18 protein-coding genes and 6 tRNA genes are annotated in these 22,148 nt (G+C 70.2%); 4 read left to right on the top strand and 20 right to left on the bottom strand.

Annotation, left to right across the window (positions count from 1 at the left end; genetic code table 11):
• Positions 1-3 precede the first annotated feature (3 nt).
• The 3 genes from ACAV_RS09035 to mltG are packed head-to-tail and all read right to left on the bottom strand — an operon-like array spanning position 4 to position 2,743.
• Complete coding sequence (locus ACAV_RS09035) at positions 4-1,005, bottom strand: DNA polymerase III subunit delta' (RefSeq protein WP_013594256.1); 1,002 nt, start codon at positions 1,003-1,005, stop codon at positions 4-6.
• Entirely contained in the window at positions 1,002-1,667 is a 666-nt protein-coding gene (gene tmk, locus ACAV_RS09030; RefSeq protein WP_013594255.1) for a dTMP kinase, read from the bottom strand. Before tmk ends, ACAV_RS09035 begins: the two co-directional genes overlap by 4 nt.
• 41 nt (positions 1,668-1,708) lie before the next feature.
• Positions 1,709-2,743: an endolytic transglycosylase MltG gene (gene mltG, locus ACAV_RS09025; protein ID WP_041829091.1), complete on the bottom strand. Its 1,035-nt coding sequence runs from the start codon at positions 2,741-2,743 to the stop codon at positions 1,709-1,711.
• Between the two features lie 47 nt (positions 2,744-2,790).
• Between mltG and ygfZ the strand changes: the two genes are divergently transcribed.
• Entirely contained in the window at positions 2,791-3,705 is a 915-nt protein-coding gene (gene ygfZ / locus ACAV_RS09020) for a CAF17-like 4Fe-4S cluster assembly/insertion protein YgfZ (RefSeq protein WP_013594253.1), read from the top strand.
• A gap of 181 nt (positions 3,706-3,886) precedes the next feature.
• On the opposite strand, the gene ACAV_RS09015 is transcribed toward ygfZ, so the two are convergent.
• From ACAV_RS09015 to ACAV_RS09005, 3 genes are all read right to left on the bottom strand, one after another.
• A complete protein-coding gene (locus tag ACAV_RS09015; RefSeq protein ID WP_013594252.1) occupies positions 3,887-4,771 on the bottom strand; it encodes a YbgC/FadM family acyl-CoA thioesterase in 885 nt (294 codons plus the stop codon).
• Complete coding sequence (locus tag ACAV_RS09010) at positions 4,758-5,714, bottom strand: alpha/beta hydrolase (protein WP_013594251.1); 957 nt, start codon at positions 5,712-5,714, stop codon at positions 4,758-4,760. The genes ACAV_RS09015 and ACAV_RS09010 overlap by 14 nt, the downstream gene beginning before the upstream one ends.
• 196 nt (positions 5,715-5,910) lie before the next feature.
• Complete coding sequence (locus ACAV_RS09005) at positions 5,911-6,780, bottom strand: 2-keto-4-pentenoate hydratase (RefSeq protein ID WP_013594250.1); 870 nt, start codon at positions 6,778-6,780, stop codon at positions 5,911-5,913.
• Between the two features lie 81 nt (positions 6,781-6,861).
• Here ACAV_RS09005 and gbd point away from each other — a divergent pair, with 81 nt between their 5' ends.
• Positions 6,862-7,998, top strand: a complete 1,137-nt coding sequence (gene gbd, locus ACAV_RS09000) for a 4-hydroxybutyrate dehydrogenase (RefSeq protein WP_013594249.1) — start codon at positions 6,862-6,864, stop codon at positions 7,996-7,998.
• A 28-nt stretch (positions 7,999-8,026) separates the two neighbouring features.
• On the opposite strand, the gene ACAV_RS08995 is transcribed toward gbd, so the two are convergent.
• From ACAV_RS08995 to ACAV_RS08985, 3 genes are read right to left on the bottom strand one after another with little or no spacing between them, the layout of a single operon-like run.
• Positions 8,027-9,160: a patatin-like phospholipase family protein gene (locus tag ACAV_RS08995; protein WP_013594248.1), complete on the bottom strand. Its 1,134-nt coding sequence runs from the start codon at positions 9,158-9,160 to the stop codon at positions 8,027-8,029.
• The gene (locus tag ACAV_RS08990; RefSeq protein WP_013594247.1) at positions 9,157-9,984 is read right to left on the bottom strand and encodes an HDOD domain-containing protein; all 828 of its coding nucleotides are present in this window, start codon (positions 9,982-9,984) and stop codon (positions 9,157-9,159) included. Before ACAV_RS08990 ends, ACAV_RS08995 begins: the two co-directional genes overlap by 4 nt.
• Before the next feature lie 51 nt (positions 9,985-10,035).
• The gene (locus tag ACAV_RS08985) at positions 10,036-12,402 is read right to left on the bottom strand and encodes a Tex family protein (RefSeq protein ID WP_013594246.1); all 2,367 of its coding nucleotides are present in this window, start codon (positions 12,400-12,402) and stop codon (positions 10,036-10,038) included.
• Positions 12,403-12,688: 286 nt separating this feature from the next.
• Between ACAV_RS08985 and ACAV_RS08980 the strand changes: the two genes are divergently transcribed.
• Together ACAV_RS08980 and ACAV_RS08975 are read left to right on the top strand one after the other, a co-directional pair.
• On the top strand, positions 12,689-13,261 hold the full coding sequence (locus ACAV_RS08980; RefSeq protein WP_157768739.1) for a hypothetical protein: 573 nt from the start codon (positions 12,689-12,691) through the stop codon (positions 13,259-13,261).
• Positions 13,262-13,311: 50 nt separating this feature from the next.
• The gene (locus ACAV_RS08975) at positions 13,312-14,520 is read left to right on the top strand and encodes a DUF72 domain-containing protein (RefSeq protein ID WP_013594244.1); all 1,209 of its coding nucleotides are present in this window, start codon (positions 13,312-13,314) and stop codon (positions 14,518-14,520) included.
• Between the two features lie 42 nt (positions 14,521-14,562).
• Here the strand turns inward: ACAV_RS08975 and ACAV_RS08970 are convergent, their stop codons facing one another.
• The 11 genes from ACAV_RS08970 to ACAV_RS08920 form a co-directional block, all read right to left on the bottom strand.
• Positions 14,563-16,071 carry an MFS transporter gene (locus ACAV_RS08970; protein WP_013594243.1) on the bottom strand — a complete coding sequence of 503 codons (1,509 nt, stop codon included), beginning with the start codon at positions 16,069-16,071 and terminating at the stop codon, positions 14,563-14,565.
• Positions 16,068-17,288: a multidrug effflux MFS transporter gene (locus ACAV_RS08965; protein WP_013594242.1), complete on the bottom strand. Its 1,221-nt coding sequence runs from the start codon at positions 17,286-17,288 to the stop codon at positions 16,068-16,070. The genes ACAV_RS08970 and ACAV_RS08965 overlap by 4 nt, the downstream gene beginning before the upstream one ends.
• 87 nt (positions 17,289-17,375) lie before the next feature.
• On the bottom strand, positions 17,376-18,584 hold the full coding sequence (locus tag ACAV_RS08960; protein WP_013594241.1) for an acetyltransferase domain-containing protein: 1,209 nt from the start codon (positions 18,582-18,584) through the stop codon (positions 17,376-17,378).
• A gap of 120 nt (positions 18,585-18,704) precedes the next feature.
• A tRNA-Asp gene (locus ACAV_RS08955) sits at positions 18,705-18,781 on the bottom strand.
• Between the two features lie 51 nt (positions 18,782-18,832).
• Positions 18,833-18,908, bottom strand: a tRNA-Glu gene (locus ACAV_RS08950).
• Positions 18,909-18,941: 33 nt separating this feature from the next.
• Positions 18,942-19,017, bottom strand: a tRNA-Ala gene (locus ACAV_RS08945).
• 73 nt (positions 19,018-19,090) lie between these two features.
• Positions 19,091-19,167: transfer RNA gene (locus ACAV_RS08940), tRNA-Asp, on the bottom strand.
• A 52-nt stretch (positions 19,168-19,219) separates the two neighbouring features.
• Positions 19,220-19,295, bottom strand: a tRNA-Glu gene (locus tag ACAV_RS08935).
• A gap of 32 nt (positions 19,296-19,327) precedes the next feature.
• Positions 19,328-19,403 (bottom strand) — tRNA-Ala (locus tag ACAV_RS08930).
• Positions 19,404-19,470: 67 nt separating this feature from the next.
• Positions 19,471-20,910, bottom strand: coding sequence for a glutamate--tRNA ligase (gltX, locus tag ACAV_RS08925; protein WP_013594240.1), 1,440 nt, complete (start codon positions 20,908-20,910; stop codon positions 19,471-19,473).
• On the bottom strand, positions 20,907-22,142 hold the full coding sequence (locus ACAV_RS08920) for an O-succinylhomoserine sulfhydrylase (RefSeq protein WP_013594239.1): 1,236 nt from the start codon (positions 22,140-22,142) through the stop codon (positions 20,907-20,909). The genes gltX and ACAV_RS08920 overlap by 4 nt, the downstream gene beginning before the upstream one ends.
• Between the last annotated feature and the right edge of the window lie 6 nt (positions 22,143-22,148).

Raw genomic sequence — 22,148 nt, 5'->3', positions numbered from 1 at the left:
CGTTCAATGGCGGGAGTTTAGGGCGTTTCGCGCCTGGGCAACAAGCGACTCCAGCATCAACCCCGGGTTGAAGGGATGGTCCGCGGTGCGGGCCTCCTTCGCGAGCGCGCGGGCCCAGCGGGTGAGCGGGCCGACACCGGGTGGCGACGGCAGGTCGGCCTCGGCGAAGTAGCGTGGCGCGGCGCCCACGCGCCGGGCGAGCAGGTCGTGGCAGAGCTTCTGCAGGGCATCGACAGCATCGGCGGGCGACAGGTCCGACAGCGCCGTCGCGTCGCCGCGGGCCACCGCGCGCGGAATCTGCGACCAGGCCTGGGGGCTGCGCCCGCCCTGGGCGAAGGCCAGAGCGTCCTCGGGCCGGCCGCCGGCCGCCCGCAGCAGGGATGCGGCGGCATCGGCCGCGACGCCCTGCCCCGCGAGCCAGGCCAGCGACTCCTCCTCGCCGGGCCACTGCATGGTGTGGCCCAGGCAGCGGCTGCGGATGGTGGGCAGCAGCTGGTGCGCGGCCTCGCTCGCCAGCACGAAACGCACGTCGCCCACGGGCTCCTCCAGCGTCTTGAGCAGGGCGTTGGCGGTGACGGTGTTCATCTGTTCGGCCGGATAGACGAGCACGGCCTTGCCCCGCCCGCGCGCGGAGGTGCGCTGCGCGAACTGCACCGCATCGCGCATCGCCTCGACCCGGATCTCGCGGCTGGCCTTGCGCTTCTTGTCGTCGATCTCGGCCTGCGCCTTCTCGGGCAGCGGCCATCCGCGCCCGATCATTTCGGTTTCGGGCATGAGCACGCAGAGGTCGGCATGGGTGCGCACCTCGATGGCATGGCAGCTGCCGCAGTGTCCGCATGCGCCGTCTTCGGTCGGCGCTTCGCAGAGCCAGGCGCGTACCAGTTCGAGCGCGAGTGTGTACTGGCCCAGTCCCGAGGGCCCGCTGAGCAGCCAGGCATGGCCGCGCTGGGCCAGGAGCCTGCGGCGCTGGGCAGCAATCCAGGGGGACACGCCGGCCACGCTCATGCGCCCTCCTGCGCCGCATCCAGCACGCCATGCCGGTGGAGGATGTCCATGAGCTGGGCACGCACCGCTTCGCGCGGCTGGTCGGCATCGAGCCGGGCGAAGCGCCCGGGGTCGGCCGCCGCCCGGTCCGCATAACCCTGCGCCACGCGCCGGAAGAACTCCACGGGCTGCGCCTCAAAGCGGTCCGGCGCGCGCGCGCCTTCGAGCCGTGCGGCGGCCACGTCCGGAGCCAGGTCGAACCAGAGCGTCAGGTGGGGATGGAGGATGGCATCGGAGCCTTCCTGCAGGCCCGACTGGGTGATGCGCTCGAGCTGGGCGAGCACGGCCCGGTCGAAGCCCCGCCCCGCCCCCTGGTAGGCAAAGGTGGCGTCGGTGAAGCGGTCGCACAGCACGACCTCGCCGCGCACCAGCGCGGGCGCAATCACAGAGCGCAGGTGGTCGCGCCGGCCGGCGAAGACGACCAGCGACTCGGTGAGCGCGTCCATGGCCTCGTTCAGCAGCAGCGCGCGCAGGGTTTCGGCCAGGGGCGTTCCCCCGGGCTCGCGGGTCACGGTGACCGTGCGGCCCCCGCGCCTCAGCGCCTCGGCCACGGCCTCGATATGGGAGGACTTGCCCGCCCCGTCGATGCCTTCGAATGTGATGAACCAACCCCGTCGCTGCATGGAAGAAAGACCTTTGTGGTGCGTAGCGCTGCCGGTGCGGCTTACTGCCCCTGGGGCGCCGGCTGGCCGCGCTGGTAGCGGTTCACCGCGCGGTTGTGCTCGTCGAGCGTGGGGCTGAAGTGGCTGGTGCCGTCGCCCCGCGCCACGAAATAGAGGGCCTGCGTGCGCTCGGGCTGCACGGCGGCGATGAGCGAGGCCTTGCCTGGCATCGAAATGGGCGTGGGCGGCAGGCCGGCACGGGTGTAGGTGTTCCAGGGCGTATCGGCCAGCAGGTCGCGGCGGCGCAGGTTGCCGTCGAACTTCTCGCCCATGCCGTAGATGACCGTGGGATCGGTCTGCAGCATCATGCCCGCCCGCAGGCGGTTGACGAAGACGCCGGCGATCTGGCCGCGATCGGAGGCGCGGCCGGTTTCCTTCTCGACGATGCTCGCCAGGATGAGGGCCTCGTCGGCGCTCTTGAGCGGCAGGTCGGCCGAGCGCTGCGCCCATGCAGCTTCCAGCCTGCGATCCATGGCGCGCAGGGCCCGCCGCATCACCGCGAGATCGCTCGTCCCCTTGGCAAACGTGTAGGTGTCGGGGAAGAAGCGACCCTCCGGCGGTACCCCGGCGCGCCCCAGGCGCTCCATGATGGCGGCGTCGGCCAGGCCCTGGGTATCGTGGCGCAGCGCCTCGTCGCGGTCCAGCGCGGCGCGGAACTGGCGGAAGGTCCAGCCCTCCACGAGCGTGACGGCGCGCAGTGCCTCCTCGCCGCGCACGAGTTTCTGCAGCAGGCCGAAGGGGGTGGTGCCCGGCGGGATCTCATAGTTGCCGGCCTTGATCAGCCGGTCCTTGCCCGACAGGCGGAACCAGGCATAGAGCAGGCGCGGATCGGTATCCACGCCGGCCTCCACGGCGGCCACGGCGACACCGCGCGGCGTGGTGCCGGGCTCGATCTCGAGTTCCAGCACGCCCGGGGTGCCGCCGGCCGAGGCGGCGCCCGCGGCCGCCCGCTGCGGCAGCGGATGGTGGAGCCACCAGAAACCCAGGCCGGCGGCAGCGAAGGCCACCAGCACGATGAAAAGGAAGAAACGGCGCACGAACCGGAATGGAGAGAGGGGAAAGAGCCGGGCATGATAATTCACCCATGACGTCCCCCCTGAATGGCCTGGCCCCCCTCAACGGGCTCGGCGTGATCCGCGTGCAAGGAGAAGACGCCGCGCAATTCCTCCATGGCCAGCTCACGCAGGACTTCCTGCTGCTGCCGCCCGGACAGGCGCGGCTGGCGGCCTTCCTCTCGGCCAAGGGCCGCATGCAGGCCAGCTTCATCGGCTGGCGCGCGGGCGATGCCGAGGTCCTGCTGGTCTGCAGCCGCGACGTGCTCGCCACGGTGCTCAAGCGCCTGTCGATGTTCGTGCTGCGCGCCAAGGCGCGGCTCAGCGACGCCACGGCCGACTTCGCGCTCTGGGGCCTGGCCGGCGATACCGTCGCCGCGGTGGCGGGCGAGGCCCTGCCGCCCTGGAGCCGGCAGGATACCCCCCAGGGCACCGTGGTGCACCTCCATCCCGGCGCCGGGCAGCCGCGTGCCCTGCTGGCGCAACCCGCGGGCCAGCCTGCACCGGCCGGCCCGGCCCTGGCGCCCGGCCTCTGGGAGTGGGGCGAAGTGCAGAGTGGCGTGCCCACGCTGACCGCACCGCTGGTCGAATTGTTCGTGCCGCAGATGCTCAACTACGAATCGGTGGGCGGCGTGAATTTCAAGAAGGGCTGCTACCCCGGCCAGGAGGTGGTGGCGCGCAGCCAGTTCCGCGGCACGCTCAAGCGCCGCACCTACCTGGCCCACGCCCCCGAGCCGATCGCCGTGGGCGCCGAGGTGTTCGCCGCCAGCGATGCCGAGCAGCCCTGCGGCACGGTGGTCCAGGCCGCCGCGGCACCGGGCGGCGGCTTCGATGCGCTGGTGGCCCTGCAGGTGGCCTCCACCGGCGAGGCACTGCGCGTGGGCGGCCCGGAAGGCGTGCCCCTCGCCCTGGGCGACCTGCCCTACGCCCTGCTCGACGATATTTGACGCTGCCCTGATCTTCAGGCTACCTAAGCGGGCGCCTTGAAGATGTCCGATACCGCAACGGCCTCTCCCGTCAGATGGCCGCGGAGCAGGCCAGGCCAGCAGACGCCGTGGAACGGGCTCCGCCCGGCCACCGGCGTCGTCCCCTTCCCGCGCGCCAGCGCGAGAGAAGGGGGAAGCGGCTTCAGCCGCCCAGGGGGATGTCACCCCTATCCAGGGGGATGCCCATATCCACATGCGGCAATCCCGCTTCCTCGTAGCGCTCGCCTTCCACCTCGAAGCCTGCACGGCGGTAGAAGTTCTCGGCGGTGCACTGCGCATGCAGCGTGACCCGCCTGTCGCCCCGCGCCCGCGCGGCATCGACCAGCGCATCCAGCACCGCCCTGCCCCACCGTTGCCCGCGCACCGCACGGTCCACGGCCATGCGGCCGATGCGTGCCTCGCCCGGCGCGGGCTGCAGCAGCCGGCCGGTGGCCACGGGCAGTCCGATGCGGTTGTAGGCCACCACATGCACCGCGTCTGCATCGAGCGCATCGGCCTCCAGCGCCGGATCGATGCCCTGCTCCTCCACGAACACGGCCATGCGCAGGCGCATCGCATCCGGCCCCAGCGTGGCCCAGTCACCCGTGCGCAGTTCCACCATCTCGTGGCCGCCTTCGTAGGCCTCGATGAGCGCGCGCAGCGCGGCGGGCACGGGCCGCGAGGTCTGCGTGGCCGGGTCGGCGAACACATAGACCAGTTCGCCCGACACCAGCAGGCGGTCGCCCGCGAAGATGCCGGCCTCGAAGCGCAGCGAGCTGTTGCCGATGCGCGCACAGCGCAGGCCCACGTCAAGCATGTCGTCCAGCCGCGCGGAGCCGTGGTATTCCAGCGTGGCCTTCTTCACGTACAGCTCGCCGCCGAGCGAGCGCATGCCCTCCTCGTAGGGCATGGCCAGGGCCCGCCAGTAGGCGGACATGGCAGTGTCGATGTACATCAGGTAGTGGCCGTTGAAGACGATCTTCTGCATGTCCACCTCGGCCCAGCGCACGCGCAGGCGTTCGGTACAGCGGAAATCAGCGCGTCGCATCGGGGTTCTCCTCGTCCAGGGGTTCGGGCAGGCCGAAGGCCGCGCGCAAGGCGGCAGCGGCATGGCCGTGGGCGGTGCGCGCCTCGGGGATGGCGCGGCCCATCTTGATGAATTCGTGGGTGACGCCGCGGTAGATCTCCAGGTCCACGGCAACGCCCGCGGCACGCAGCCTGTCGGCGTAGGCAATGCCTTCGTCCACGAGCGGATCGCATTCGGCCAGGCCGACCCATGCGGGCGCCACGCCGTCCACGTCGGGTGCATGCAGCGGAGCGAAGCGCCAGTCATCGCGCTGCGCGTGGGTCACGTAGTGGCTGAAGAACCAGGTGATGGCCGCTTCTTCCAGCACGAACCCGTGCGCGTAGAGCGCATGCGACGGCGTGTCCTGGTGGGCTGCACAACCCGGGTAGATCAGCAGTTGCAGCGCCACCGGCAGGCCGGCATCGCGCGCCTGCAGGGCCGCCACGGCCGCCTGCGTGCCGCCCGCGCTGTCGCCGCCCACTGCAATACGCGAAGGGTCGGCGCCGATGCCGTGGCCCTCCGCGGCCAGCCAGGCCAGGGCATCCCAGGTGTCCTCCACCGCCGTGGGGAACCGGTGTTCCGGTGCGAGCCGGTAGCCCAGCGACACGACCATGCAGCCTGCACGGCGCGCCAGTTCGCGGCACAGCGTGTCGTGCGTGTCGATGCTGCCCACGGTGAAGCCACCGCCGTGCAGGTAGAGCAGCACCGGCAATGCGCCGCCCCCCGCGTGCGGCGCGTACAGGCGTGCCGGCAGCGCATGGCCATCGCGCGCCGGGATGCTCAGCGGCTCCACGCGCGGCAGCGCAGGCTTGGGAATCTCGAGCACGCCCGCACCCAGTTCGTAGGCGGCACGGGCCTCCTGCACGGACAGGGTCTCCAGCGGCGGACGGCGCGCGCGGTGCATGCGGTCGATCACGCTACGCATCTGCGGCGTGAGACGGTGCGGTTGGGGTGTGGAATTCGGAGGCGGCGAAAAAGTTGGAGCAGTCACGGGATTCACGAAACGGGGGGCGATCAGGGAGCACGCACTGCGGCGTATCCGCCGATCATCCCCGAAACCGGTGCCGCCTGCAGCGCACTGCACGACCGGGGCGCAGGACGCAGCCGCGGCCCGCCTTTTTTTACTTGAAACGCACCTCCACGGACGCGGCCCCCGGCAGTCCGGTGAACGTAGCGGTCACCGCAAGGCCCGGCCGTGGCGACAGCAATGCGGAGAACGAGCCCAGGCTGACGATATCGCCTGGCTGGAGCGCGGCATCTTCCTTCTGCAGCGCACCGGCCAGCCACACCACGGCCTGCAGCGGATGCCCCAGGATGTCGCTGCCGCGACCGCCGCCGAGCCTGGCGCCCGCGCCGTCGGTGAGCGTGACCGTCATCGCAGCCAGCGCGTCGAGCAACGCGTAGCGCTCGGCCCGCAGCGCCGGCACGGCAATGGGCGCGCCGGCCACGCCCAGGCGCGCCCCGACGTTGATCGCCGCCACACCTGCTCCGTCGAGCTGGGGCGGCACCTGCACCAGCAAATCGGGCAGTTCGATGAAGGGAATCACCTGGTCGATAGCGTCCAGTACCTCCAGCGGCGTGCGCGCATGGTTGATGGCCGCGCTCTTCACGCGGACCAGCATGTCGGCCTCATAGAGCGGCCGTGCGCCGAAGGCGGCATCCACGGTGCTGCCGGAGGGCAGCACCATGCCCGGGTAGAGTCGGCCCCAGACGGGCTGGTCCGTGCGGAAGCGCTGCTGCACCGCCGGGTTGGTGAGGCCGGCCTTGTAGCCGGCGGGCTTGCCCAGGCGCTGCTCCAGCAACGCATTGAACTTGCCGCGGGTGCAGGCGGCATCGGCGGCGTCCATGGGCGGCGGATTGGCCGCGGGCGTGCGGGCCATGTAGTGCGCCGCGAGATCGGCCACCTGCGCATCGTCCAGGCACGCGGCCCGCGCTCCTGTAACGCAGGCGACGGCGGCCAGCGCCGCGATGAGGGTTTGCTGCAGGGCCATGGAAAGCTCCGGGGTTGTAGATTGTCGTGATCAGACCACCAATGCGCCAGGGCGCGCATCCTGGCAACTCCCATCACCACCATGGCCCTCATCCACTACATCACCCAGATCCAGATCGAATTCGGCGCAGTGCGGCTGCTCGCCCAGGAATGCGCACGCGCGGGCATCACGCGCCCGCTCGTGGTCACCGATCCCGGCGTCAAGGCCGCCGGCGTGCTGCAGCCCGCGCTGGATGCGCTCGCCGGCCTGCCGGTGGCGGTGTTCGACCAGACGCCCGCCAACCCCACCGAAGCCGCGGTGCGCGCGGCCGTTGAAATCTACCGCGCCCATGGCTGCGACGGCCTGATCGCCGTCGGCGGCGGCTCGGCCATCGACTGCGCCAAGGGCATCGCCATCGCCGCCACGCACGACGGGCCGCTCACCCACTACGCGACCATCGAGGGCGGCTCGCCCCGCATCACGGAGCGGGTGGCGCCCCTGATCGCCGTTCCCACCACGGCAGGTACGGGCAGCGAGGTGGCGCGCGGCGCCATCCTCATCGTGGACGACCACCGCAAGCTGGGCTTCCACTCCTGGCACCTGGTGCCCAAGGCCGCCATCTGCGACCCGGCCCTGACGCTGGGCCTGCCGCCCCACCTGACGGCCGCCACGGGCATGGACGCGATCGCGCACTGCATGGAAACCTTCATGTCCTCCGCCTTCAACCCGCCGGCCGACGGCATCGCGCTCGACGGCCTGGCCCGCGGCTGGGCCCACATCGAGCGCGCCACGCGCGACGGGCAGGACCGCGATGCGCGGCTGCACATGATGAGCGCGAGCATGCAGGGCGCCATGGCCTTCCAGAAGGGGCTGGGCTGCGTGCACTCGCTCAGCCACAGCCTGGGCGGCATCAACCCGCGCCTGCACCACGGCACGCTGAATGCCGTGTTCCTGCCCGCGGTGGTGCGCTTCAATGCGCAGGACGAGGCCGTGCGCCGCGACCGCCGGCTGGAGCGCATGGCCCAGGCCATGGGCCTGGCCAGCGCGGACGATATTCCCGATGCGATCCGCGACATGAGCGCGCGCCTGGGCCTGCCCACCGGGCTGGCCGCCATGGGGGTCGGAGAAGAGGTATGGGACGGCGTGATCCGCGGCGCCATGGCGGACCACTGCCACAAGACCAATCCGCGCGAAGCCAGCGTGGACGACTACCGGGCCATGCTGGAAGCGTCGATGTAGCCGCAGCAATCCCCCGGTGGAGCCCGGCCTACAGCGGCTGGACGGCATCCGGGGGACAGCCCCGGGCGAGCCATCGCGCGAACTCGTCCGCGAGTTGGCGGCTGGCCGCCACCGCCGCGCTCCATGCGCGGGCCCGTGCGGCCGTGTCGGTGCCGTAGCGCAGGAAGTCCTGGCGGTCGGGCAGCTTGCCGTCGGGCAGCGCTTCGCGCACCCAGGCCGGATCGGGCGAGAGCAGCACCATGGCGTCCAGCGCCCGCGTGGCGCGGTGCCGCCAACGCAGTCCCTTGTCGAGCCATCCCGGCACCACCTGCTGCTGGAAATGCGGGTACAGCACCAGGCCCCCTCCCCGGCGGGCCGGCCCATGGCCTGCATAGCGCAGGTGCAGGTGGTAGTCGGTGATGCCGCCGTCCCAGTACGCACCGCGCGGCGCGCCGGGAATGTCATGCACGGCCTGCAGAACGAACGGGATCGAACAACTCGCCTGCAGGGCCGGCAGGAAGTTGCCGCCATCCAGCGCCACCTGGCGCGTGGGATAGTCGCGCCCCTCGAACGGCAACGGGGCCGGAGCGCCGTCCCCTCCAGGCGACGAAAACACCACCCGCTCCAGCCACAGGCCCAGTGCGCGCCGGTGCACGGCATTCGCCGCGAAGGCGCCCAGATAGCCCAGCGGCGTCGCCACGCGGTGCTCCCGCGCGAGCAGATGCCGCCCACGGGACGCCACGATATGCAGCCGGTAGCGCGGGTGCGACAGCACCTCGTCCACGCGCCCGCCGTAGAAGGCCTGCAAGTTCTGGCCGAACCGCTCGCTCACATGCGCCGGATCGGGCCGCCTGCGGCCCTGCGGAAGGTCGTAGGTCTGGTGGATGTAGGCGTGCTCCAGCCGCTCGAACGCCTCCACGGGCCTCCCGAGGCAGGCCGTGGCCATGCGCCAGGCGCCGATCGACGCGCCGACCAGGTGGACAGGCTCCGTGCCTTGCGCGAGCCAGTCGCCGAAAAGGAAACGGTCCATCGGCCCCAGCACCAGCCCCTTGGGGCCTCCCGCGGCGGCGGGCACCACCGCCACGTCCGCGGGCGACAGCCCCTCCCGCGCGATGTGCCGCAGCGCGGCCGGGCCGGCATGGATGCGCAGCGCGCGCCCGGAAGCGGGCCGGGGCGCCGTCACACCAGGTAAGCGCCCGCGTCCACGGGCGCCGTCCAGTCGATCGGGTCCTGCTGCAGCACCATGTCGATGTCCAGGCCCAGCGGCAGGCCGACTTCCGCCGGAAAGGACACGGCCAGTTCCTTGTCCCCCCAGCCGGCTTCCCGGGCCCAGGCCCGCCAGGCGGCCAGGTGCAGCACGCCGGCCAGCGGTTCATAGACGCTGTTCTCGAAGGGTGCATGCTGGTACTGCAGTGCATCGACCACCACCTGCGGCAACTGCCAGCGCCGCGCCATCGCCGCGCTCACCGCGCCGAAGCCATAGCCCAGCAGGCGGTGCTCCAGGGACGCGCGGCGGGGATCGAAGGTTCCGACCACGGAATCCACCGAGGCCAGCCGTTCCGGATGCCCCAGGTGGATGAGCAGCTCGCCCAGCCCGTGCAGCAGGCCGGCCGTGTAGCCCGCCATGGGGTTGTGCCGCACCACGCCCGCAAGTGAGCGCGCCATCTTGGCCGTGTGGAGGCTGTAGCGCCAGAACTGCTGCAGGTTCACGCCCGGCACCGAGCGGGAGGTAGTGCCCAGCGGGGCGGAGCCCACCAGCGCACGCACCTGGGGAATGCCGACCAGCGCCAGCGCTTCCGGCACGCCGCAGACCGCGCGCGGCATGTCGAACTCCGGCCCGTTGGCCAGTTCCAGCAGGCGTGCGGCGAGGGCCGGATCGGTGCCGAAGATCTGCGTCAGCCGCCGCAGGCTCGGCTCGGCGTGCGACAGCTCGGCCATCAGCAGCGCCACCGCGCGCGGATGGCTCGGCAGCGCCACGGGGATTTCCAGCAGGGCGTTGAGTTCCATGGCGTGGGCAGGCGGGGCGTTCGCCCCATTATCCACGCCTGAAAACGTTTCTTACCGTTTGTGACCCTGCAGCTTTGCGAAGGCCGACGCCATGGCCGACTGCGGTGCCGGGTCGGCCGCGCGGCGCGCAGGCTGGGCGTAGCCGCGGCCGGCGCCTTCGAAGCGGTTCTCGCGCGGGCCCCGGCCATCCTGGTCCCGGCGCGCCGGCGCGGCGTCGAGCTTCATGGTCAGGCTGATGCGCTTGCGCACCGGGTCCACCTCGAGCACCTTCACCTTCACGATGTCGCCGGTCTTCACGATCTCGCGCGCGTCCTGCACGAACTTGTGGCTGAGCTGGCTCACGTGGACCAGGCCGTCCTGGTGCACGCCCAGGTCCACGAAGGCGCCGAACTGGGCAACGTTGCTCACGGTGCCCTCGAGCACCATGCCCTCCTTCAGGTCGGCGATGTCCTCCACGCCGTCGTTGAAGCGTGCCACCTTGAAGTCCGGGCGCGGGTCGCGGCCGGGTTTCTCGAGTTCGGCGAGGATGTCCCGGACCGTGATCACGCCGAACTTCTCGTTGGCGAACAGCTCGGGCTTGAGCTGCTTGAGCATGTCGGCGCGGCCCATGACCTCGTTCACCGGCTTGGCCGTGTGCGCCAGGATGCGCTCCACCACCGGATAGGTCTCCGGGTGGACGCCCGTCATGTCCAGCGGGTTGTCGCCCCCGCGGATGCGCAGGAAGCCGGCGGACTGCTCGAACGTCTTCGCGCCCAGGCCCGCCACCTCCATGAGCTGGCGCCGGCTGCGGAAGGCACCGTTGGCCTCGCGCCAGCGCACCACGGCCTTGGCCACGCTGCCCGACAGGCCCGATACGCGCGAGAGCAGCGGCGCGCTCGCGGTGTTCAGGTCCACGCCCACGGAGTTCACGCAATCCTCGACGACCGCGTCCAGCGTGCGCGCCAGTTCGCTCTGGTTCACGTCGTGCTGGTACTGGCCCACGCCGATGCTCTTCGGGTCGATCTTCACCAGCTCGGCCAGCGGGTCCTGCAGCCGGCGGGCGATGCTTGCCGCACCGCGCAGGCTCACGTCCACGTCGGGCATTTCCTGGCTCGCGTACTCGCTCGCGGAATAGACGGAGGCACCCGCCTCGCTCACCACCACCTTCTCGAAACTGAGCTCGGCCTTGGCCACCAGCTTGAGCAAGTCGGCAGCCAGCTTGTCGGTCTCGCGGCTCGCGGTGCCGTTGCCGATGGCCACCAGCTGCACGCCGTGCTTTTGCACGAGGCGCGCCAGCGTGTGCAGCGAGCCTTCCCAGTCGCGGCGCGGCTCGTGGGGATAGACCGTGGCCGTCTCCACCAGCTTGCCGGTGGCATCCACCACCGCCACCTTCACGCCGGTGCGGATGCCCGGGTCCAGGCCCATCACGGCACGCGGGCCGGCAGGTGCGGCCAGCAGCAGGTCGCGCAGGTTGTCCGAGAAGACCTTGATCGCCACCTTCTCGGCCTCCTCGCGCAGGCGGGAGAACAGGTCACGCTCCGTGGACAGGCTGAGCTTCACGCGCCACGTCCAGGCCACGCACTTGCGGAGCAGGTCGTCGGCCGGCCGGCCCGCATGGCTCCAGCCCAGGTGCAGCGCAATGCGGCCCTCGGCGATGCTCGGCTTGCCGGGCTCGGGCTCCACGGGCAGCACGAGCTTGGCCTCCAGGATCTCCAGCGCCCGCCCGCGGAACACGGCCAGCGCGCGGTGCGACGGCACGCGGCCGATGGGTTCGTCGTAGTCGAAATAGTCGCGGAACTTCGCCACCTCCGGGTCGGCCTCGTTCTTCGACTCCACCTTCTTGCTGCGCAGCAGGCCTTCGGTCCAGAGCCATTCCCGCATCGACTGCACCAGGGCGGCATCTTCCGCCCAGCGCTCGGAAAGGATGTCGCGCACGCCGTCCAGCACCGCGCCCACGGTGGAGAAATCGGCGCCCGGCTTGCCGTCGTCCAGCACCTCGGGCGGGCGCAGGAAGGCCTGCGCCTCCACGGCCGGGTCGAGCGTCGGGTCCGCGAACAGGCGGTCGGCCAGCGGCTCGATGCCGAACTCCTTCGCGATCTGCCCCTTGGTACGGCGCTTCTGCTTGTAGGGCAGGTAGATGTCTTCCAGTTCCTGCTTGGTGGGCGCGGCGGCGATGGCGGCCCGCAGCGCATCGGTCAGCTTGCCCTGCTCGTCGATGGCCTTGAGCACCGCGGCACGGCGGTCCTCCAGTTCGCGCAGGTAGGCGAGCCGCGCCTCCAGTTCGCGCAGCTGCACATCGTCCAGGCCACCCGTGGCCTCCTTGCGGTAGCGCGCGATGAAGGGCACCGTGGCCCCGCCGTCCAGCAGATCCACGGCCGCACGGACCTGCTGTTCCCCCACCCTGATTTCCGTGGCCAGTTGCCGGATGATCTGCTGCATATCCCTTGCGAACGAACGATGAAAACTCGAAGCGGGCGAGTGTGCCATAGCGGGCGCGGATGCCCGGCGCGCAGGCGCCGATGTCACCGGCACCCCCACACTTCGTGACAATTGCAACGATGCCCAGATGGAGGCATGCCAGGAGAATCGGCGCGTCGTCGTCATCGCCGCCGCCTGCATGCCCCTCCAGATTCCACCGGAAAGCAAAACCCGCACGGCGCCCCGCCCCGTCCGCCCTTCCGGGTGGCATGCCGCAGCAACGGCTGCCCTGGTCCTCGCCGCCACCATGGCACATGCCCAGCTGCCGTCTTCCCCGCAGGCCCATGGCCGTGCCCGCGCGCATGCGGATGCGGATGCGATCCGCAAGGTGGACTTCCGCGCCTATCTGCTCGCGCGCGGCGGGTTGGGAAAGCAGCTCGCTGAAGAATTCTGCGAAAGGGATCCGATCAGGCACATCACGGTGCAGTACGCGGACCTGCTCGGACACGGCGACGAGCAGGCCATCGTGGAGGCCACCACCTGCGCGATGGGCAACGGCGGTGCGGACATCACCGAAGTGTTCCGCAGGCTGCCCGACGGCGGGCTGGCCCCGTTGCCACTGGACGACACCGGATACCGGGATGGCAACCTGTATGAAGGCCAGCGCCGCACGCCGCGCCTGGAAGTGCGGCATGGGCGGCTCACCCGCTGGTTCGTCCGATACGGCGAGGGCCCTGAAGGCGGCGCGCCACAGATCCGCCGTACCATCATCTACCGCTGGTCGCGCGACCGCTTCGTCATCGATTCCGTGAAGGATGACGCCATCGGCGACAGCAGCCCTGGCACTGCGCCCCGCCGCGCGACCGTGCCGCCCGGATAGCCACCGATCCCCGTTTTGAACCGCGCCGGTGCTTCCGGCAGACTCCACCCATGCAAGAGTCCCTCTTCGGCGACGACGACCTTCCTCCCCCGCCTGCACCGGCGGCAGCGGCCCAGTCTCCAGCAGCAGAGGAAGCCCCCGCCAAGCCCCGCCGCCCGCCCAGGACTGGTGGTGGCGTCCACCCCATCGAGCCCGACCCCGGCCTGCTGGCCCTGGCCGCCGCCCTGCCCCCGCAGCTGCGGCTCGGCGGCTCTTCCTGGAGCTACCCCGGCTGGAGGGGCCTGGTCTGGGAGGGCGAACACTCCGAATCCACCCTGGCGCGCCAGGGACTGGCCGCGTATGCGCGGCACCCGCTGATGCGCACCGTGAGCATCGACCGCGGTTTCTACAAACCCCTCACCGTGAGCCAGTACGCGGGCTACGCCTCGCAGGTGCCCGACGACTTCCGCTTCATCGTGAAGGCGCCCAGCCTCGTCACCGATGCGCTGGTGCGTGCCGAGGACGGCCGCGGGCGCGCGCCGAACCCGGCCTTCCTCGACCCCGCACTGGCACTCCAGGAATTCGTGGCGCCCGCGCTGGAAGGACTGGGCGCCAAGATCGGGGCCCTGGTGTTCCAGTTGAGCCCCTTGCCGCTGGCGCAGCTCCATCGCCTCGAAGGCACCATCGCCCAACTGGGCTCCCTGCTGCGCGCGATGCCGCCGCTCGCCCCCACCGCACCGGACGGCGTGCTGGCCGTGGAGGTGCGCGATCCGGAGTGGCTTTCGCCGGAATACGAGCCGCTGTTCGCCGAAGCGCTGCTCTCGGCCGGCGCCACCTATTGCCTGGGGCTGCATGCCAAGATGCCGCCGCTCGAAGAGCAGTTGCGGCTGCTGCGCAGGCTCTGGCCGGGCCCGCTGGTGTGCCGCTGGAACCTCAACCCCGTGCATGGCGCCTACGGCTACGAAGAGGCCGAAGCGCTCTACAATCCGTTCGACCGCATCGTCCATCCTGCGCCGGAGGTGCATGCTCTGCTGGCGCGCACGCTGGCGGGCATCACCGGCAAGGGGCAGAACGCGTTCGTCGCGATCAGCAACCATGCGGAGGGCTGCGCACCGATCACCATCCGCACCCTGGCGGGTCAGGTGGCAGCATTGCAGGGCTATCGTCCGCCGGCCGATGTCGATGGGGACAGCGGCGCGGACCGGAATGCGGGCGCAGGCGCCGAACCGGAATCCGGTGACCACTCCGACCACGAATCCGGCAACGATTCCACGACCTGAAGACGCGCATGACAGCGGCGGCCTCACCAGCCGCGAGCACCGTCAGTGGCCTGCGCCGCGCCCTCCGGCAGCCCTCGCCGGCCCCAGGCGCAGCACGCTGCATACGCCTGCCACCACAGCGCTGCCCGCGGCGAGCCAGAACGCCACCGTCTCCGCATGGCCGCCATGCGTGCCCTGGATCGCGAAGATCACCGCGAGCAGCACGGCCCCCAATGTCTGGCCCGTGAGCCGGGCCGTGCTCAGCATGCCGCCTGCGGCACCCGAGCGCTGCAGCGGCGCGGACGTGACGATGGTGTGGTTGTTGGGCGACTGGAACAGCGCGAAGCCCACGCCGCACAGCGCCATGCGCCACACCACGCCGAACGCACCTGCATCCTGCGGCATGCCGGCCAGCGCCGCCAGCCCCAGTGCCAGCACGGCCATGCCGATGCCGCCCAGCAGGCCGTCCGGCACGCGCCCGATCAGCCGGCCGGCGAGCGGCGCGACGGCCACGATGGCCAGGGGCCAGGGCGTGATCAGCAGGCCGGCCTCGGCATGCGAGCGGCCGTGCGCTTCCAGCAGCAGGAACGGCAGCGCGAGGAACGCCAGCATCTGCGCACAGAAGGCCGCGATCGATGCCCCCATCGACAAGGAAAACACCGGGATGCGCAGCAGGTCCACCGGGAAGAGTGGCGTCTCCCCGCGGCGGTCGGCCCGCACCTGCCTGCGCACGAACACCACCCCCACCGCCAGGCCCGCAAGCAGCGTCAGCGCGGGGCCCAGCGGCAGCCCGCCCGCCCCGCCGTGCACGCCCAGCTGGTCGCCGCCGATGAACACCAGCGCGAACATCAGTACGTTGAGCGCCACGTCGATCACGGAAAAGCGCGCACCCGCTTTTGCCCCGTGCGCAGGCGGAGCAGGATTGAACGGCAGCGCGCGCCGGCCGAGCCAGAGCGTCGCCAGCCCCAGCGGCAGGTTGATCGCGAACAGCATCGGCCAGGACGACACCGAGAGAATGGCGGCCGCCACCGAGGGCCCGGCCACCGATGACGCCGCGACGACCAGCGAATTGAGCGCCAGTCCCTGCCCCAGCCGCGCCCGCGGATAGATCATGCGCACCAGCGCCGCGTTCACGCTCATGATCCCCGCCGCGCCCAGGCCCTGCACGGCGCGCGCCGCGATCAGCACCTCCAGCGACGACGCCAGCATGGCGCCGAGCGACGAGACGGCGAACAGGCCCATGCCCAGCAGGTACACGCGCCGGTAGCCGATGCGCTCCCCGAGCGCGGCCAGCGGCAGCAGCATGCCCAGGGTGGCGATCTGGTAGGCGTTCACCACCCAGATGGCCTGTGGCGCGCCGGCCTGCAGTTCCCGGGCGATGGTGGGCAGCGCCAGGTTCATGATGCTGCCGTCCAGCACCGCGACGGCGATGCCGAGGATGATCACCAGCATCGCCCGCCCGCGCTCCGGCGGCTCCAGTCCGTCCGCCACGCCTGCAGGCCGCGACGCGGCGGCTCCCGTGGTGCCGCCCTCCCCCGCTCCGGGCGTCGTGCCAGGTGCTGCGCCGCTCATGCACGGGCTCCCCGGCGGCCCCGGCCGGGCGCCACGCGGGTGCGGCCCAGCGTGGTCCAGCACAGCGCCGTGCCGAGGAATGCGCCGGTCGCCATCCCCGCGACCATCGGCAGCGGCCGGCCATCGGCGAACAGCCCCACCAGCCCCATCGCCACGGCGCCCGTGAGCATCTGCAGCGTCCCCATCAGCGCGGAGGCCGTGCCCGCGATTGCGCCGTGCTCCTCCAGTGCCAGCACCGAGGTCGTGGGAATCACCAGTCCCATGAGTGCGCTCGCCATGAAGTACAGGCCGATCAGCACCGCGAGCCGGTCACCGCCCAGCAGGTAGTACCCCAGCATCACGGCCATCACCGCCGACGAAGCCGTGGCCGCCACCTTCACGATCGGCTCCAGCCCGAAGCGGGCGGCCAACATGCCGTTGAACTGCGCCATGGCAAAGAACGCCGCAGCATTGAACGAGAAGGCCAGGCTGTACTGCGTAGGCGTGAGCCCATAGTGGTTGATGAGCACGAACGGCGAGCCCGCCAGGTACACGAAAAAACCCGCCATCGCGCAACCGCCGATGAAAACCAGGCCCAGGTAATGCCGGTCACGCAGCAACAGGGCATAGCCCCGCAACGCGCTGCCCAGGGTGCTGTGCGTCCGCTCCGCGGCGGGCCGGGTCTCGCCAAGCGCGAAGCGCACCAGCAGCAGCCCGGCCAGCGCGGCGATGGCCACGGCCCAGAACACGCCACGCCAGCCGGCAAGGGCGATCACGCCGCTGCCCGCCAGCGGCGCCAGCAGCGGCGACACGCTGAACACCAGCATCAGCAGCGACATCAGCCGCGCGGCCTCGTGGCCCGTGTGCAGGTCGCGCACCACGGCGCGCGGCACCACCATGCCAGCGGCCGCGCCCAGGCCCTGCAGGAAGCGCAGCACGAGCAGGGCTTCGATGCTGGTGGCCAGCGCGCAGCCGACGCTCGCCACGGTGAACAGCGCCAGCCCGAAATACAGCGGTGGCTTGCGCCCGGCCATGTCCGACAGCGGGCCGTAGAGCAACTGGCCCACGCCGAGCGAGAGGAAGAAGGCCGTCAGGCTCCACTGCACCGCGCCCACCGGCGCGCCCAGGCCATGCCCGATCTCGGGCAGCGCGGGCAGATACATGTCGATCGCGAAGGGACCGATGGCGGAAAGCAGGCCCAGCACCAGGGCCATGCGCAGGAAAGGCGAAGAAGGCATCCCGCATTGTCGCCAGGAGCAAAGGCCCGTGCAGGCCCTCGCCGAAGAGCGCGCGCGGATGCCCCTGTGCGGAAAGCGTGGCCGGCTCTACAGGAACCGCAGCCAGGCCAGGTCTTTTCGCCGCGCCTTGAAGGCCCCGAACGCGCGCACCGGCCCATAGAGCAGCGCGGCCAGCACGGCCGTGCAGAGCCACACCTGCCACACCGCGTCGAACCCGAAATAGCGTCCCTGGTTGGGCCCCCAGAGTCCCAGCGCGCCGAGGTAGAGCACCTTCAGCACGTACAGGTGAAGCACATAGAAGAACATGGGTGCGGCCCCGAAGGCCACCAGCACCCGCAGCCACCCCGCCCGCGCCGGCACGCGCTCGAAGGCGGCGAGCAATGCCAGTCCGAGGCCCAAGGTCAGCGCCACGAAGAGCAGCGAGGGCGGGTACTTCGTCACGTTCAGGAAACCCATCACGGTTTCCAGCGGCGTGGCACCCAGCGCCCGGGGATGGTCACCATAGGCGTTCAGCCACCGCAGCGCGAAGAACAACGCCAGTGCCCCCACCGACCAGGCCACCAGGCAACGGTGCCGCTGCCCCGCATCTGCCCCGGCGGTGAACCACGGGCCGGCGGCATACCCCAGCGCGATCACGCCGATCCAGGGCAGCAGCGGATAGGACGTGCGCATCCGCAGGCCGTCTCCCACGGCGAGCCATCCCCGGTCGTGCAGGATGGCCCAAGGCACGTGCAGCACATGCCCCGCGGGAAAATGCACGCCATCGAGCAGGTTGTGGCCCGCCACCAGCAGCAGCCCGACCGCCACCAGCACGCCGCGCGGCAGCCACAGCAGCAGGGCCAGCGCCAGCATGCTCAGGCCGATCACCCAGATCACCTGCAGATAGACCACCTGCGGCGGCCACTGGAAGGTCCACGCGAAATTCACCACCGTGAGTTCCAGCAACACCAGGAACAGCCCGCGCTGCACGAGGAACACCGTGGCGGCCCGGCGCCCGTCCGGCTGGCGGCTGCCGTAGAGGAAGGCGGACAGCCCCGCGAGGAAGATGAAGACCGGCGCGCACAGGTGTGCCAGGACACGGTTGAAGAACAGGGCTGGCGGTGTGTCGGCCAACGCCATGGGGTCCGTGACCTGGTGGTGCATGAAGAACGTCTCGCGCACGTGGTCGAGCAGCATGAAGACGATCACCAGGCCGCGCAGTGCGTCGATGGACACCAGGCGGGATGTTGCGGATGCCGCTGGCCCGGCAGATGGTGCGGAGGACGGCGGCGGAGCGGATGTGAGGGAAGACGGCATCGGCGGAGGCACGCGGTGATGGAAAAATCGCATGGACCGGAGGCAAGAAAAAAAGCCGCAACGATTGCTCGCTGCGGCTTTTCATGCTTTCAAGCGCGGAATGGACCGGCTTGAATGAGCTGGCGGAGTGGACGGGACTCGAACCCGCGACCCCCGGCGTGACAGGCCGGTATTCTAACCAACTGAACTACCACTCCTGGCAGACAGCGTTTCACCTGCATTCTCATGCAGGCCAAGTGCCGTGAACTTGGCGACCCTACGGGGATTCGAACCCCGGTACTCACCGTGAAAGGGTGATGTCCTAGGCCTCTAGACGATAGGGTCAAAACCTGGGAACTTCCGTTTTCAAAAAAGGTTTGGTGGAGGTAAACGGGATCGAACCGATGACCTCTTGCATGCCATGCAAGCGCTCTCCCAGCTGAGCTATACCCCCGTATCCCGGCAAAGCCTTGCGGCATCACCAAAATATCGACCTTTGCGCGAACCACCTGCAAAGGCTTTGAATCTGGCGGAGTGGACGGGACTCGAACCCGCGACCCCCGGCGTGACAGGCCGGTATTCTAACCAACTGAACTACCACTCCTGGCAGGCGGCTGTTTCGCTTGCACATCCATGCAAGCCAAGTGCCACGAACTTGGCGACCCTACGGGGATTCGAACCCCGGTACTCACCGTGAAAGGGTGATGTCCTAGGCCTCTAGACGATAGGGTCAAAACCTGGGAACTTCCGTTCTTGATTCAGTTTGGTGGAGGTAAGCAGGATCGAACTGCTGACCTCTTGCATGCCATGCAAGCGCTCTCCCAGCTGAGCTATACCCCCACTTCGATGCCGTCGATATTGTTATTTATCGTCGTCATCTCCTGAGCCTTGAATTATAGACAGGTTTTCAGGCCGTTCGCAATCTCGCTGCAATTTTTTCGCGTCCGAGCAGTTCGAGCACCGCATCGACCGACGGCGTGTGCGCCGTGCCCACGGTGAGCACGCGCACCGGCATCGCCAGTTGCGGCATCTTGAGGCCTTGGGCCGTGAGCACTTCCTTGAAGGCCGCGGCGATGCTGGCCTTGTCCCAGGCGCACCGCGCGAGCGCTTCCGACAGCGCGGCGATCGCGGGCTTCACCGCATCGACCACGTGCCTGGCGCGCTCCTCTTCATTGGGCGTCACCTCGCCGTAGAACACATGGGCCCAGTCGGCCAGCGCCAACAGCGTGTCGCAGCGGTCCTTGAAGAGTGCGCAGATGCGCGGCAGGCGTCCGTCTTCCAGATCGGCCTGCGCGATGCCGCGGGCCGCGAGGCGCGGCGCCACCAGTTGGGCGAGTCGCTCGTCGGGCATGGCCTTCAGGTGCTGGGCGTTCACCCAGCGTAGCTTGGCTTCGTCGAACTGCGCAGCGCTGCGGCCCAGGTGGTCCAGGTCGAACCACTCCAGGAACTGCTCGCGCGAGAAGATCTCGTCGTCGCCGTGGCTCCAGCCCAGGCGCGCCAGGTAGTTCACCATGGCTTCGGGCAGGTAGCCTTCGTCGCGGTATTGCGTGACGGGCTTGGCGCCATTGCGCTTGCTCATCTTCTCGCCCTGCTCGTTGAGCACCGTGGGCAGGTGGGCATACACCGGCGGCTCCTTGCCGAGCGCGCGGAAGATGTTGATCTGGCGCGGCGTGTTGTTCACGTGGTCGTCGCCGCGGATCACGTGGGTGATGGCCATGTCGATGTCGTCCACCACCACGCAGAAGTTGTACGTGGGCGTGCCGTCGGGGCGCGCGATGACGAGGTCGTCGAGCTCGTCGTTCTGGATCTCGATGCGGCCCTTGACCTTGTCCTCCCACGCCACGGCACCGCCCACGGGGTTGCGGAAGCGCAGCACCGGCTGCACGCCCTCGGGCACCGGAGGCAGGGTCTTGCCCTCTTCCGGGCGCCACGTGCCGTCGTAGCGCGGCTTCTGCTTGGCCTGCATCTGGCGCTCGCGCAACGCATCGAGCTCCGCCACGCTCATATAGCACGGATAGACCAGGCCCTGCGCCTGCATCTGCGCCAGCACTTCCTTGTAGCGGTCCATGCGCTGCATCTGGTAGAACGGGCCCTCGTCCGGCTCCATGCCCAGCCACTGCATGCCTTCCAGGATGACATCCACGGCGGCCTGGCTCGAGCGCTCCACGTCGGTGTCCTCGATGCGCAGGATGAAGTCGCCGCCCGTGGCACGCGCGAAAGCCCACGGATAGAGCGCCGAGCGGATGTTGCCCAGGTGGATGAAGCCCGTGGGGGACGGCGCGAAACGGGTGCGCACGCGCTGCTGCGCGCCGCTGGAGGAGGAAGCGGGAGAAAGGCTTTGGCTCATTGCAGGGTATCCAGGCCGCGCGCGAGGTCGGCCTTCAGGTCTTCGATGTGTTCCAGGCCCACGGCCACGCGGATCAGCCCCTGGCCGATGCCGGCGGCCTGGCGCTGCGCCTCGGTCAGGCGCCCGTGCGAGGTGCTCGCGGGATGGGTGACGGTGGTCTTCACGTCGCCCAGGTTGGCGGTGATGCTGCAGACGCGTGTGCTGTCGATCACGTGGAAGGCGCTGCGGCGCGCGGCCTCGGCACCCTCCTGCGACTTCACGTCGAAGGAGAGCACCGCACCGCCCAGGCCGGATTGCTGGCGCATCGCCAGCGCATGCTGCGGGTGCGAGGCGAGGCCCGGGTAATAGACACGCGCCACGCCGGGGTGCGACTGAAGCCACGTGGCCAGGCGCAGGGCATTGTCGGCCTGGGCGCGGACGCGGATGGACAGGGTCTCCAGCCCCTTGAGCACCACCCAGGCGTTGAAGGGCGAGAGGTTCATGCCCGCGCTGCGGATCATGGGGCCGAGCTTGTCGTCGATGAGCGAGCGCGGGCCGCACACGGCACCGGCCATGACACGGCCCTGGCCGTCGAGGAACTTGGTGCCGGAATGGATGACGAGGTCCGCGCCCCACTTCGCGGGCTGCTGCAGCGCGGGCGACGCGAAGCAGTTGTCCACGGCCAGCAGCACGCCGGCCTCGCGCGCGATCGCCGACAGCGCGGCGATGTCGCACAGGTCGGTGAGCGGGTTGGTGGGCGTCTCGGCGAACATCAGGCGCGTCGTGGGGCGCAGGGCCGCCTTCCAGGCAGAGGCATCCGTCTGCGGCACGAAGGTGGTCTCGACGCCGAAGCGCGAGAGCTCGCCGCCGATCAGCTTGATGGTGGAGCCGAACATCGACTGCGAACACACCACGTGGTCGCCGGCCTTGAGCAGCGCCAGGCACATCAGCAGGATCGCGGACATGCCGGTCGCCGTGCCGATCGCCGTCTCGGTGCCTTCCATGGCGGCCAGCCGGCGCTCGAAGGCCGTCACCGTGGGGTTGCCGGTGCGGGTGTAGGTGTAGCCATCCTCTTCGCCCGCGAAGCGCAGCGCGGCGGTCTGCGCGTCGGGCTGCACGAAGCTGCTGCTCAGGTAGAGCGCTTCGGAGTGCTCGCCGTACTGGCTGCGCGGGATGGATTCCCGGACGGCGAGCGTGTCGGGATGCAGGCCTTCGGGGAGTCCCCCGGCGCCGTTCGTTCTGTCATGGGCCATGGCGTC

Source organism: Paracidovorax avenae ATCC 19860, assembly GCF_000176855.2.
Lineage (GTDB): Bacteria > Pseudomonadota > Gammaproteobacteria > Burkholderiales > Burkholderiaceae_C > Paracidovorax > Paracidovorax avenae.
The sequence above is the reverse complement of the archived record's forward strand: the minus strand, read 5'-3'. Positions and strand labels throughout refer to the sequence as shown.

Bases quoted from the DNA above. Each gene is read 5' to 3' on its own strand.
- ACAV_RS08985 (WP_013594246.1), bottom strand. From the start codon at position 12,402: ATGCAGCAGATCATCCGGCAACTGGCCACGGAAATCAGGGTGGGGGAA.
- ACAV_RS08975 (WP_013594244.1), top strand. From the start codon at position 13,312: ATGCAAGAGTCCCTCTTCGGCGACGACGACCTTCCTCCCCCGCCTGCA.
- ACAV_RS09015 (WP_013594252.1), bottom strand. From the start codon at position 4,771: ATGCGACGCGCTGATTTCCGCTGTACCGAACGCCTGCGCGTGCGCTGG.
- ACAV_RS08965 (WP_013594242.1), bottom strand. From the start codon at position 17,288: ATGCCTTCTTCGCCTTTCCTGCGCATGGCCCTGGTGCTGGGCCTGCTT.
- ACAV_RS08990 (WP_013594247.1), bottom strand. From the start codon at position 9,984: ATGGAACTCAACGCCCTGCTGGAAATCCCCGTGGCGCTGCCGAGCCAT.
- ACAV_RS09035 (WP_013594256.1), bottom strand. From the start codon at position 1,005: ATGAGCGTGGCCGGCGTGTCCCCCTGGATTGCTGCCCAGCGCCGCAGG.
- ACAV_RS08920 (WP_013594239.1), bottom strand. From the start codon at position 22,142: ATGGCCCATGACAGAACGAACGGCGCCGGGGGACTCCCCGAAGGCCTG.
- ACAV_RS09010 (WP_013594251.1), bottom strand. From the start codon at position 5,714: ATGCGTAGCGTGATCGACCGCATGCACCGCGCGCGCCGTCCGCCGCTG.
- gbd (WP_013594249.1), top strand. From the start codon at position 6,862: ATGGCCCTCATCCACTACATCACCCAGATCCAGATCGAATTCGGCGCA.
- gltX (WP_013594240.1), bottom strand. From the start codon at position 20,910: ATGAGCCAAAGCCTTTCTCCCGCTTCCTCCTCCAGCGGCGCGCAGCAG.
- tmk (WP_013594255.1), bottom strand. From the start codon at position 1,667: ATGCAGCGACGGGGTTGGTTCATCACATTCGAAGGCATCGACGGGGCG.
- ACAV_RS08970 (WP_013594243.1), bottom strand. From the start codon at position 16,071: ATGAGCGGCGCAGCACCTGGCACGACGCCCGGAGCGGGGGAGGGCGGC.
- ACAV_RS08980 (WP_157768739.1), top strand. From the start codon at position 12,689: ATGGCACATGCCCAGCTGCCGTCTTCCCCGCAGGCCCATGGCCGTGCC.
- ACAV_RS08960 (WP_013594241.1), bottom strand. From the start codon at position 18,584: ATGCCGTCTTCCCTCACATCCGCTCCGCCGCCGTCCTCCGCACCATCT.
- ACAV_RS09005 (WP_013594250.1), bottom strand. From the start codon at position 6,780: ATGGCCCTGCAGCAAACCCTCATCGCGGCGCTGGCCGCCGTCGCCTGC.
- ygfZ (WP_013594253.1), top strand. From the start codon at position 2,791: ATGACGTCCCCCCTGAATGGCCTGGCCCCCCTCAACGGGCTCGGCGTG.